The sequence below is a fragment of the Hoyosella rhizosphaerae genome, assembly GCF_014643175.1.
Lineage (GTDB): Bacteria > Actinomycetota > Actinomycetes > Mycobacteriales > Mycobacteriaceae > Lolliginicoccus > Lolliginicoccus rhizosphaerae.
Genome location: NZ_BMJH01000001.1, coordinates 504450 through 514782, shown reverse-complemented (window position 1 = coordinate 514782; position 10333 = coordinate 504450). Strand labels below are relative to the sequence as shown.

14 protein-coding genes are annotated in these 10333 nt (G+C 56.9%); 4 read left to right on the top strand and 10 right to left on the bottom strand.

The features are described 5' to 3' along the window. Positions 1 to 280: 280 nt before the first annotated feature. Positions 281 to 1135: an SDR family oxidoreductase gene (locus IEW73_RS02370; RefSeq protein ID WP_188672767.1), complete on the bottom strand. Its 855-nt coding sequence runs from the start codon at positions 1133 to 1135 to the stop codon at positions 281 to 283. A gap of 114 nt (positions 1136 to 1249) precedes the next feature. Here IEW73_RS02370 and IEW73_RS02365 point away from each other — a divergent pair, with 114 nt between their 5' ends. Next, complete coding sequence (locus tag IEW73_RS02365) at positions 1250 to 1624, top strand: winged helix-turn-helix transcriptional regulator (protein ID WP_188670301.1); 375 nt, start codon at positions 1250 to 1252, stop codon at positions 1622 to 1624. A 41-nt stretch (positions 1625 to 1665) separates the two neighbouring features. Here the strand turns inward: IEW73_RS02365 and IEW73_RS02360 are convergent, their stop codons facing one another. The 4 genes from IEW73_RS02360 to IEW73_RS16755 are packed head-to-tail and all read right to left on the bottom strand — an operon-like array spanning position 1666 to position 3700. Further along, entirely contained in the window at positions 1666 to 2118 is a 453-nt protein-coding gene (locus tag IEW73_RS02360) for a DUF4383 domain-containing protein (RefSeq protein ID WP_188670299.1), read from the bottom strand. Positions 2119 to 2137: 19 nt separating this feature from the next. Further along, positions 2138 to 2569, bottom strand: a complete 432-nt coding sequence (locus IEW73_RS02355; protein WP_188670297.1) for a ChaB family protein — start codon at positions 2567 to 2569, stop codon at positions 2138 to 2140. A gap of 22 nt (positions 2570 to 2591) precedes the next feature. After that, a complete protein-coding gene (locus tag IEW73_RS02350) occupies positions 2592 to 3431 on the bottom strand; it encodes an SDR family oxidoreductase (RefSeq protein WP_229675685.1) in 840 nt (279 codons plus the stop codon). 35 nt (positions 3432 to 3466) lie between these two features. Then, positions 3467 to 3700, bottom strand: a complete 234-nt coding sequence (locus IEW73_RS16755) for a metallothionein (protein WP_229675683.1) — start codon at positions 3698 to 3700, stop codon at positions 3467 to 3469. 230 nt (positions 3701 to 3930) lie between these two features. On the opposite strand from IEW73_RS16755, the gene IEW73_RS02340 reads away from it, so the two are divergent. After that, entirely contained in the window at positions 3931 to 4392 is a 462-nt protein-coding gene (locus IEW73_RS02340; RefSeq protein ID WP_188670293.1) for an SRPBCC family protein, read from the top strand. 52 nt (positions 4393 to 4444) lie between these two features. On the opposite strand, the gene IEW73_RS02335 is transcribed toward IEW73_RS02340, so the two are convergent. After that, positions 4445 to 5107, bottom strand: coding sequence for an HAD family hydrolase (locus IEW73_RS02335; RefSeq protein ID WP_188670291.1), 663 nt, complete (start codon positions 5105 to 5107; stop codon positions 4445 to 4447). A gap of 162 nt (positions 5108 to 5269) precedes the next feature. On the opposite strand from IEW73_RS02335, the gene IEW73_RS02330 reads away from it, so the two are divergent. Beyond that, positions 5270 to 5929 (top strand): hypothetical protein, encoded by a 660-nt coding sequence (locus IEW73_RS02330; RefSeq protein WP_188670289.1) that lies wholly within the window; start codon positions 5270 to 5272, stop codon positions 5927 to 5929. A 78-nt stretch (positions 5930 to 6007) separates the two neighbouring features. Here the strand turns inward: IEW73_RS02330 and IEW73_RS02325 are convergent, their stop codons facing one another. From IEW73_RS02325 to IEW73_RS02310, 4 genes are all read right to left on the bottom strand, one after another. Beyond that, positions 6008 to 6214 (bottom strand): hypothetical protein, encoded by a 207-nt coding sequence (locus tag IEW73_RS02325; RefSeq protein WP_188670287.1) that lies wholly within the window; start codon positions 6212 to 6214, stop codon positions 6008 to 6010. 81 nt (positions 6215 to 6295) lie between these two features. Beyond that, positions 6296 to 6703 carry an STAS domain-containing protein gene (locus tag IEW73_RS02320; protein WP_188670285.1) on the bottom strand — a complete coding sequence of 136 codons (408 nt, stop codon included), beginning with the start codon at positions 6701 to 6703 and terminating at the stop codon, positions 6296 to 6298. Positions 6704 to 7058: 355 nt separating this feature from the next. Further along, entirely contained in the window at positions 7059 to 7262 is a 204-nt protein-coding gene (locus IEW73_RS02315) for a CsbD family protein (protein ID WP_188670283.1), read from the bottom strand. Positions 7263 to 7381: 119 nt separating this feature from the next. Next, the gene (locus IEW73_RS02310; RefSeq protein WP_188670282.1) at positions 7382 to 8614 is read right to left on the bottom strand and encodes a glycosyltransferase; all 1233 of its coding nucleotides are present in this window, start codon (positions 8612 to 8614) and stop codon (positions 7382 to 7384) included. Between the two features lie 185 nt (positions 8615 to 8799). Between IEW73_RS02310 and IEW73_RS02305 the strand changes: the two genes are divergently transcribed. After that, positions 8800 to 10332: an FAD-dependent oxidoreductase gene (locus IEW73_RS02305; protein ID WP_188670279.1), complete on the top strand. Its 1533-nt coding sequence runs from the start codon at positions 8800 to 8802 to the stop codon at positions 10330 to 10332. Position 10333 lies beyond the last annotated feature (1 nt).

The following is a 10333-nucleotide window of genomic DNA, read 5'->3' as shown; positions in this document are numbered from 1 at the left end:
CATATTTCCGGGACCAAAGTAAACGGAGGCCAAAGCCAAAATCTGTCGACCGACCAATGTTGTTACTGTCTCAGTGCCCTCAAAACTACCTGCTTAGACGTCTGTACAGACCTCGTTCGTTGGCAAATGATCGGCAGCAGCGTAGGCAGGCGCTGTTAGTGCGGCGTATTTGGTAGCGGATCAGTGCTTTACCGAAGGATCCTCCACCCTATTCGTTCACTGATGGACCATTCTTGGTCGTGAGAACTGGGGGTTTCTCGCGGTCAAGACTCGCTTACGGTTAAGCCTGTGACAGCACGTCCGCGACTGGTGTCGATGTCCGGCCGATGAGTCGCTGCAGGTCGCCACTGTGGGTATCGAGTGCGCCGAGTGTGATTCCGGTATCGGAGTCGGCCAGGATGCGGGCGAAGGGCCCTGGCACACCTGCGTTCTCGAGCAGTTCTGCGTACTCAGCTTCGCCGAGGTTTTTGTAGGGAACGTGTGTTCCGATTACTCCGCTGATTACTTCTGCGAGTTCGGTGTAGGTGAGGTGTTCATTGCCGCCGAGTTCGTAGGTTTTGCCGGCGTGGTCGGTGGTGTTTGTGATGACGGCGGCTGCGGCTTCGGCGTAATCTTCGCGCGCCGCTCCGGCGACTCGACCGTCACCTGCGGCACCGAATAGCGCACCGGTAGCTTTCGCGGTTTCGATGGCTGATGCGTAGTTTTCCCAGTACCAGCCGTTGCGCAAGATGGTGTGCTCGATCCCGGACTTGGCGAGCAAGTTTTCCGTGGTTTTGTGCTCGTCGGCGAGCGCAAGGGGGCTGTTCTGTGCGTCGAGGATTGATGTGTAGGCAATGTAGGTGACGCCCGCTGTGGCTGCAGCGTCGATGATGTTCGCGTGCTGGGTGGCGCGTTGGCCAACTTCGCTGCCGGAAATGAGGAGGAGTTTATCGACGCCCCCGAGCGCTCGGGTGAGGGCTTCGGAGTTGGTGTAGTCGGCCTGACGGACGTCGATTCCTGCTTCGGCCAGGTCGGCGGCTTTGGCTGGGTCGCGGACGATCGCCACGATGTCGGTGGGGTGTACGCCGCGGTTGCGGAGGGCGGTGAGTGCGTGGCGTCCGAGGTGGCCGGTTGCTCCGGTGACTGCGATGGTCATGGTTACTCCTAGCAGGATGATGCGAGTAGTTGCTTGCACAACCATTACAGCACTTCCTTTTAGTTAGCGCAATACCGACGGTTAGCGCTGCGCGTTTTTCGCTAGAATCAAACCATGAACACAAGCCCCACCCCGGCCGCGAATGTTTTCGCCCGCGCCTGCGCCTCCCGCGGTGTACTCCAGGACATCACTGGCCGCTGGGGTGTCCTAGTACTCGCGGCACTCACCGAAAAGACCTGCCGCTTCTCAGAATTACGTCGACACATCGACGGCGTCAGCGAACGCATGCTGTCGCAAACACTCCAAAACCTCGAACGCGACGGCCTCGTCAACCGGACCGTCCGCACCACCATTCCCCCACACGTCGAATACTCCCTCACTGATTTAGGCCAACGCATCACTTCCCCACTGCTCACGCTCATTGACCTGGTCGAAGAAGCAGTGCCCCAGATCGAAACCGCGCAACACAACTACGACTCCAACTCATAAGCGCGACAGAAACGCCCGCGCCTTACCGGTAGAACGCCTCACTATCCTTTGTTCGGTGTCCGCAACGGAACGATTCCGAGGAAAACCATCCCCAAACCAACACCGAGGTGAAGCCAGTTGTCGGCGTCGTTCACTGGCAGGAAGTTTAAGTCGCTACCGTGATCGATCATGAGTCCATAAATCGTGATAGCGATATAGCCAAGGCCTCCGCCGATCAGATAAATGCGGGCACCGATGGGCCTTAACGCCATGATGAGACCCAAGATTCCGAAACCTAAATGCACTAGATTGTGCAGTATTGACACGGCGAATATGCCGAAAAGGTACGTATCAGTGTGTGGCCCCGCCCAGGACAACTCGTCAGTTCCCGTGGTGGCACCGGGGATAAAACCCAAAACGCCGATGGCCAGGAACGCAAGTCCTACTGAGAAGGCAAAGACTTTGCGGACGCGTTGAGACGATAGGTTGCTGCGAAACTGCGGGCTCGCGGTCATGGCTCGATCCTCTCTGGTTTCATTTCTTGTTGTCGCGCCGTGAGCGCTGAGTCTCACGCTTGTTTGCCGCTTCGATGGCATCGACGAGTTCGCCCTTACGCATGGTTGAGCGGCCCGTGATGTCCAGCTTTCGGGCGATCTTCAACAACTCATCCTTTGTCGCGTTGGCATCGACCCCACCCCGCGTTTGTGCATCGGGGTCGTTGCTGTTCTCCGCTCGTTCATCGGATGGGCCCTTTTCTTCTTTGGGTTCCCAATGGTCGCCAACCTTCTGAAAGGTGTGTTTGAGTGCGGCATAGGCGACCTGATGGGCGCGCGCTTCGCTCCCGTATTCCGACATCGCGGAGTCGTAGGCCTTCGAGAAGGTGCGTTGAGCTTTTGCTTCCGATCGCTGCAGCGTCTCGGGGAGCTCATCCTTCTTTGCAGCTCCAGTTTTCTTGGTCTTCGGCATGTCGTGACCCTTCGTCGAAAGTTTAGCCAGGCAGAGTTTCGCCGCCGATCGGCGCGAGTACTTCGCCCGAGTAGTAGGACGAAAACTGGTTTGCCGCGAAGAATACAAACGAGGGGGCGATCTCGTCTGGTTGTGCGGCACGGTTGTAAGGGGCTTGCTCCCCGAAGTTTTCCACCGCTTCCTTCGGAAAGGTTGCTGGTATAAGCGGTGTCCACACTGGTCCCGGTGCAACACAATTGACCCGAATGCCGCGATCTAGCAGCGACTGCGCAAGCGAGTATGTCAGTGCGAGAACTGCACCTTTGGTTGCGGAATAGTCGATCAACTGTTTGTTGCCGCGGAGACCGTTGATGGACGACGTGTTGATGATCGCGGAGCCGCGCGAAAGATGCTGCAGGGAAGCTTTGGTGATGTGAAAGAACGAATCGATATTCACGGTGAATGTGTGACGCCATTGTTCGTCGCTGATGTCCTCGAATTCCTCCACCGGCATCTGATACGCCACATTGTTGACCAGGATAGACAGCCCCCCAAGTTCGCTGGCTGTGTCGGCAACTAGTTGTCGGCACGCTTGTGGGTCAGCTATGTCCACCGCGTAGCTGACGGCCCGGCGACCCTCCTTTTCGATGAGGTCGACAGTGTGTTGAGCGTCGTCGTGCTCTGACAGATATGCAATAGCTACGTCTGCGCCTTCCTTCGCGAAGGCCACTGCGACCGCACGACCAATTCCTGAGTCACCACCCGTAATGAGTGCTTTTTGCCCGGAAAGCAATGATCTACCTACATAGCCACGCATTTCGTCGGCGGGCGGCGACGGCATCTCGTCGGTGTGCCCCGGGTGTTCGATCATCGGTTCATCCATAACGATCCTTGATGTTGATTGTTGATGACGTGTTCTCACACGCGATCTTCTACACCTGTGACTCCGGTTTGGTTTGCGCAGTGCGCGCAGCAGAACATCTGCCCACCGCTTTCGTGGCCATGTCCAATGATTCGACAATGGCAATGATGGCACTGGGGCGCCATGCTTTGAATTGCGCATTCGAAGCTATCGAAGGCCGCCGTTCTATCACCCTGTGTGATTAAGAGCGGCTTGTCGTAATCATTTCCGCATGTTGCACACGTAGTCATCGGGTCCTCCTCCACCGGTCGAAATTCATCGCGGGACTATGGGCTTCCCCCTTTTGGGCGCCGCAAACATCTCAAGGAAATTTATTTGCCCCGCCGCTTATTCGTTTATTCGAACTGATCCGGGGTAGTCACACTCCATGCGACGGGAAAACTGCGCGGGAAGTCACCGCGACGATAGGAACCGCATGACTAAGAAAATTTCTGGATAACGCAACCGTAAGGAGTTCCTCATGGGCACAGTCACCCAAGCAATCGACGTGAACGTACCTGTTAGCGTCGCCTACAACCAGTGGACGCAATTCGAACGGTACCCACTGTTTATGGAACATGTTGAGAAGATTGAGCAGCTCGACGACACGCACCTGCGGTGGCATGTGAAGTTCGGGCCGGTTTCTCGAGAGTTCGCGGCGGTGATTGATGAGCAGCATCCTGACGAGCGCGTGGCCTGGCACTCCACCGAGGGGCCAACGCACGCCGGTGTCATCACGTTTCACCGGCTCGATGAAGACACCACGCGAGTAACAGCTCAGATTGATATTGATCCGGAAGGGATTGCTGAGCAGGTCGCAGATGCGCTCAACATCGTCGATGTGCAAATCAAAGGCGACATGAAGCGCTTTAAGGAATACATCGAAGACTTGGGAACGTCGACAGGTTCATGGCGGGGAAACGTCGAACCACCCAAACCATAAAGCTCGAATCCAGCTCAGCTCCAGGTCCATATTGAGGGCCTGGAGCTGAGCGCTACTTCAGACGAGCAAGGGGGCTGGACGAAAAGTTGGCGCACAATTCGCCGACGCTGCTGTACACCGCGATCGCGCCAGCATCTTCGAGTTCCGCACGCGACACTCCGCCGGAGAGAACTCCCACGCAGTTAACGCCAGCTCGGTTAGATGCCTCAACATCCCAGACAGTGTCACCAATGAACACTGCCCGGTTCTGTGGGACTCCTGCACGTTCCAGTGCGATTTCAACGATTTTCGGGTCGGGCTTCGCGGTCACGACGTCTTCTGCCGATGTCACCGCAGAAATGACGTCTTCTCTGTCTAGTACTTTGCGCAGTTGTACCAGTTCGTCTTCCGGGGCGGATGTCGCGAGTACCGAACGCATTCCGCACGAATCCACCTTGTCGAGAATGTGGCGCGCACCTTCGAATGCGCGTAGTTGCGGACTCAGTTCACGGTAGTACTGCGTGTGAAGTTTCTTAACCACACTCATCACAGCTTCGCTTGCACCACCGCTCAGTGAACTAACGAGTCTGGAGCCGTCCATGCCGATTGAGCGGTGTATCCGCCAGCTCTCGACCGGGATTCCCGCGTCGTCAAACGCACGTTGCCACGCGTGGACGTGTAGGTAGTTTGAGTCAACCAATGTTCCGTCGATGTCGAAGAGGACTGCTGCTTGCATCCTGTGGGCATACCCTCTCTCACTGGAAATAAACTGGGGATGTCTCCTTTAATTGTGTGCGGAGGCCCATCTGCAGTCGTACAAGTTGTTCATGTCACGAGTTTGCGCATCAACAACTACGGGTATCTAGAGCGTATGGTTCCTGCATCACCGTCAACATGGATGGCGACTTTCACTCGCGTGGTCGCTCAGGCTGCCGCGGGATTCCGGCGTAGCCGCCGACTCTTCCACCCTTGGGGTGAATGCTTCGCCGGAACGATCACACTTCTTGTTCCCGGCACGCTTGGGATACGCGAGGAGTACCCGTGCCTCGTCAGGCTTTCGAAAGGACTAGGTTTTGTTGGCGCCGTTCCTGACGCGCTGGGCCTCGCTATTCGGATCGAACGGCCCCAGCCGTGGGATGTTCTCATGGTCAGTAGTGCTGGTACCGGCGTACTGGGTCGTTTGATTATCACACCGTCCGCGTTGTGGACACGGCCTTGTTACAGCACCTTGATGCCCTATCAGCGTGCTGATGGTGAATTAATGTGGCTGCACGCGCGCGCACTGGGTGGCCACACCGTGTCGGTTCGCAGAAACGCGCTCACTGAAGCAATCAAGGGTGCTCCGCTGGGCTTTGAGTTGCTTTCCGGTGCGTCAAATGGTGCGGTTCACTGGGTCGGCGAACTGACCCTGGAGCGGACCGCTGAACCTGGATTGTCTTTCGATCCCGGCGTTAACCAGGTGGAATACCTGCGCCTTTACCCAGGTTGGCTCACGGCTATCCGTTCGAGCGCTTACCTGGGAAGCCGACAATCACGTGGTGCTACGTTGTCAGATTGAGCAGTGCGCTGGGGTGGCATGTAGCCGCGATGGCATAGTCACGCTCCCTGTCAGGCTTTTTAAGACGACGTGCGGTTATCAACCGCTGAAGGCTTGGACTCCGACGTAGATCGCCACGATGAGGAATCCAACTGCAATAGCTACTACCGCGAGGGTTACCACTGCACCAGCTAGTTTGGGTTGCGGACCATTGCTAGGTTGGTGCTCCTCATGAACGAGGCTTGTCTGATCTTCCGCTGGCGGGGTGGGCTCCGGTCGAGACTTCGAATTTTCGTGTTCCACCATGGCGCGCTCCGATCGTTGCGATATAAATCAGTCTGTCTCAAGGCTCTTCTTGGAACTCAAATGTGCGCTCATCTTTTTAGCTCAGACGGGTTGCAGTGCATGCCCTTTGCTGAGCCATTTGACGGCTACTTGGGAAGTGAAGTCTTCGGCTGCAACTATTTTCAGATCAGGTTCGCACATTTCTAAATAGCGAGCGGTTCGTCGATTAGCTCGAATTGACAATTCAAGATTTTTCTTCACCGCCTTTTTTCTGCAATGTGCGATTGCTTCCACACATGCAATGCTGCAGAAACTAACGCGGGATAAGTCGAGCATCACAGGTTCGCCGAGGGCAAGGAGCTCACATAGTGCACGATCAAGCGTGGCCAAGCCGCAAGCGTCCAGCTCACCGACCAGCGTAGCTACGCAGATATTTCCATCCGCGGAGTGCGTACGAGCCACCGACATGGCCCACTTAGACTTGCCCCGAATAGATGCGACAGATTTCATCTCAGCTCCTCCTCTAAAAACCAGGAAGTCCGAGAGAGCATAAAAATCCGGCGCTGCAATAGTAGCGCCGGGCTTTTCCCAGCCTTCCGGGTTATGATCCGGATTTTCGGCTGTTCGCTCAACCTGTATTAAGCATCCCCTACTTCGAGGGGCGGCGCAAGCATTCGAAAGCTATATTGCTTGCATTTTACTAGCTCATTACATAAGTAAACCATGTAGGCCATTCCTGATGGACCCAGAAACTATTACTTGAGCATGCTTCAAGTTGCCACATATGAAAGGCATATAAATACGTGCCCCTTCGCGCTCACAGGCGGGATGCCCATGGGAACCCCGCCTGATTCGCTGCTAATGGCTAGTTGTCGGGGGTGATGGCATCTTTCGCCTTCTTTGCCGCGTCGGCGGCTTTATCTTTGGCCTGCTTCACTTTTGCAGCCGTTTTTTCGCCAGCCCCTTCATTCTTGAGGTCTTGATCATCTGTGGCTTCGCCTGCAGTTTCCTTGGTTCGGCCCTTGAGTTCTTCGGCTTTGTGCTTCATATCATCGGTGAAGTCAGACATCAGCTTCCCTTTCGTCAATCCAACCTATAGTTTTTGTCCGGCCGTGGTAGTGCCTCACAACGCGGACTGTTGTGGTCTACCCAGGGGTTAGCGTGTTAAACATCTCGGGCAAAAGAGCGTTAATGTTGCCCGGCACTGACATGCCTGTCACCCACAACATTCGGTGTGGCGCGCATGTACGCGCGTTCCGTTTCAATGGCTATTTGGTCCCAGGAGTACCGCGCAACAGCGCGATCTCGACCGGACGCACCCAATCCCTCTGCCACGGAAGGATGGTCGAAAATCTCTCGCAAACAATCAACCAACCGGAGTGGACTGCCGTGTGGAACGAGCATTCCGGTTACGCCGTCGACAATCGCATCGTCATGACCATCGACTCCGTGAGCAATTACAGGAATCCCACACGCCATCGCCTCCACAGGTAAAACTGCGAATGGCTCGTACCACGGCGTACAAATGACTACATCTGCGGTACGTAAAAGCGCGGGCATTGCCGCGTGAGCGACATGTCCAACGAGTTGCACTCGATTCGCCACCCCATGTTCGACCGCTAGTCGATTCAGTCGCTGCGCTTCGTCGTAATCGTCGAGTTCGCACCCCGGAGGGCCGCCTGGAATGATCAATTCCACATCAGGAAGCACCGCTACGGCCTTAATTACTGCGTCCAAGCCCCGGCGTGGTTCGAGCGGGCCCACACACACAATCCGTCGCATTCTGGATTCCCTGGCTTCGATACTCGGCACCCTGTCGGACGGTGCGAAGAGATTCAAGTCAACTCCGTTTGGCACAACAGAAATCCGGGTACGTGGCGTACCCATTCGGGCCAGTTCAAGCGCCTCATCGGCATGAGTAGCAATGATCCGCGATGCGGCTTTCGCGACTACGCGTTCGGTGCGGATCTGGTGCTCGTACTGTCGCTGAGACCCACCTTTTACGCGCGCTTTCATGCTTCCCAATCCATGAAAGGTTTGTAGCGACGTAAGACCGAGGGTGCGGGCTGCGAGTTGGGCCATCAGTCCGGAGCTCCAGTAGTGAGCGTGCACCACATCGGGAGGGTTTTCCTGCCATTGGCACCGCAAGTAGCGTGCAAAATCTGCCATGTGGGCCAGGTGGTTATCTGGTGAACTCGGTTGGGCGGGACCTGCTGAGACGTGGACGACGTCAAAATTTGCATCAGCATGTACTCGATCAGGCGCGTCCAAATCCTGGCGTCGGGTGTAAACGACTACGTCGTGCCCGCGGCGCGCAAGTGCGGCAGAAAGCTGAGCGACATGCGCGCTCTGCCGCCCAGTTTCAGCTACTCCGGGCGACACCAGCGGGCTGACGTTTTCTGATACAAACGCAACGCGCATAGTGGTCCTTCCTCTAAATGAATGTGAGTGCGGCGCTAAGCGCAGAGAACCCCATGACTATGTGTCATGTCGACAGCATTACCCGCGGGAACGAAAACCAAACATTGCGGGCCCTAAACGTCCGAATACTGAAAAAGTTGTGCCGCAGATGATTATCGAGCAAGTGGCGGTGGTACCCCCCACCCATGACGTCCCTTTGGCTCGACACTCGACAGGTACGCACCGACACGACACTCATCGATGGCATACCCCAAACAAAATCCGACGTAGTGATCATCGGTGCTGGCCTGACCGGGTTAGTTTGTGCGCTTGAATGCGCACGAGCAGGGCTCCGTGTCGCAGTGCTCGATGCTCGTGGCGTCGCCGAAGTCACCACTGGCCTCACTACAGCGAAAGCCTCGTGTCTCCAAGGTGCAAAGGCTAGCGAGATCGCCCACAAACACGGCGCGGATGCGGCACGCGAATACATGACCATCAACCAGGCAGCCTTGGACTGGATTCGCGCATTCTGTGCGACCTCAGGTGTCGAGGTCCAGCAACGCACTGCATACACCTTCGCGCAACACGACTCGTCACTCCGGATTGTGGAGCGCGAAGCAGAGTCGGCTGATGCAGCCGGTCTGAGAGTCGAGAGCGCGCGGGGTGCCCCTGCCGAGTCTGTGCCATTCCCGGTCGCTGGTTACGTCGCGCTGAAGAATCAACTCCAGTTCAATCCCGTCTCGCTCGCTGACTCGCTTGTCGCTGCGATCGTCGAGCTCGGCGGCACCGTCCACCGAGGAATACGGGTGCGACGTGTCAGCACCACGGGTTCTGTCACGGTACACACGTCCCGCGGTGACATCCCAACCGACCGGGTGGTGCTCGCCACGGGTACCCCGATCCTCGACCGCGGCTTCTTTTTCGCGAAACTTGAGGCTCAGAGGTCCTACCTAGCAGCGTTTGCCGTTCCGAATGGGACTCAGCCGCTAACAGGTATGTACGTATCTGTTGATCCCCCGGACGTGGCACCAACACGATCGCTGCGCTCCGCGCCCGGACACCTGCTTGTCGGCGGAAACGGGCATGTCGTGGGGCGCGCCGCAAACACCCGCATGTGTGCCCGCAACCTTGTGGACTGGACTCAACATTATTTTCCGTCGTTGAGTCCGACCCACCAGTGGTCAGCTCAGGACTATCAAACCGTCGACGGGTTACCTGTTGTGGGTGCACTCACCCCCACAAGTGACAAGGTTCTGTTTGCCAGCGGGTACGCGAAGTGGGGAATGACAAATGGAGTAGCTGCAGGCCGCATCTTGTCGGCGCGACTAGCGGGCGGGTCCAGCGACTCTATTCCTGGGGCAACACTTTTTGACAGTCAGCGTTCCATTGCAATCAGACGGCTGCCCAGTTTCGCGGCCACGAACGCCAAAGTCGGCGTTCACGTCGCCACAGGTTGGGCCCAGTTCGCGCACACCACGGCTCAGCCTCCTGCCGAAGGGGAAGGTGTCGTGCATCGGAGCGGGTGGCGGCCAGTTGCCTCCAGCACTGTCGATGGCCACACCCGCACAGTCTCTGCCGTGTGCCCACATTTGAAAGGCCTCGTGTGCTGGAACTCGGCCGAACGAACGTGGGACTGCCCGCTCCACGGTTCCCGATTCAGCGCCGACGGCACGCTGCTTGAGGGGCCCGCTACACGTGACCTCGCGTCAACCACGTCACCACAATGGAAAGGAAAATAAG

Excerpts from the sequence above, each read along its gene's own strand:
- IEW73_RS02370 (WP_188672767.1), bottom strand. The coding sequence starts at position 1,135 with ATGACCATCGCAGTCACCGGAGCAACCGGCCACCTCGGACGCCACGCA.
- IEW73_RS02365 (WP_188670301.1), top strand. The coding sequence starts at position 1,250 with ATGAACACAAGCCCCACCCCGGCCGCGAATGTTTTCGCCCGCGCCTGC.
- IEW73_RS02360 (WP_188670299.1), bottom strand. The coding sequence starts at position 2,118 with ATGACCGCGAGCCCGCAGTTTCGCAGCAACCTATCGTCTCAACGCGTC.
- IEW73_RS02355 (WP_188670297.1), bottom strand. The coding sequence starts at position 2,569 with ATGCCGAAGACCAAGAAAACTGGAGCTGCAAAGAAGGATGAGCTCCCC.
- IEW73_RS02350 (WP_229675685.1), bottom strand. The coding sequence starts at position 3,431 with ATGGATGAACCGATGATCGAACACCCGGGGCACACCGACGAGATGCCG.
- IEW73_RS16755 (WP_229675683.1), bottom strand. The coding sequence starts at position 3,700 with ATGACTACGTGTGCAACATGCGGAAATGATTACGACAAGCCGCTCTTA.
- IEW73_RS02340 (WP_188670293.1), top strand. The coding sequence starts at position 3,931 with ATGGGCACAGTCACCCAAGCAATCGACGTGAACGTACCTGTTAGCGTC.
- IEW73_RS02335 (WP_188670291.1), bottom strand. The coding sequence starts at position 5,107 with ATGCAAGCAGCAGTCCTCTTCGACATCGACGGAACATTGGTTGACTCA.
- IEW73_RS02330 (WP_188670289.1), top strand. The coding sequence starts at position 5,270 with ATGGCGACTTTCACTCGCGTGGTCGCTCAGGCTGCCGCGGGATTCCGG.
- IEW73_RS02325 (WP_188670287.1), bottom strand. The coding sequence starts at position 6,214 with ATGGTGGAACACGAAAATTCGAAGTCTCGACCGGAGCCCACCCCGCCA.
- IEW73_RS02320 (WP_188670285.1), bottom strand. The coding sequence starts at position 6,703 with ATGAAATCTGTCGCATCTATTCGGGGCAAGTCTAAGTGGGCCATGTCG.
- IEW73_RS02315 (WP_188670283.1), bottom strand. The coding sequence starts at position 7,262 with ATGTCTGACTTCACCGATGATATGAAGCACAAAGCCGAAGAACTCAAG.
- IEW73_RS02310 (WP_188670282.1), bottom strand. The coding sequence starts at position 8,614 with ATGCGCGTTGCGTTTGTATCAGAAAACGTCAGCCCGCTGGTGTCGCCC.
- IEW73_RS02305 (WP_188670279.1), top strand. The coding sequence starts at position 8,800 with ATGACGTCCCTTTGGCTCGACACTCGACAGGTACGCACCGACACGACA.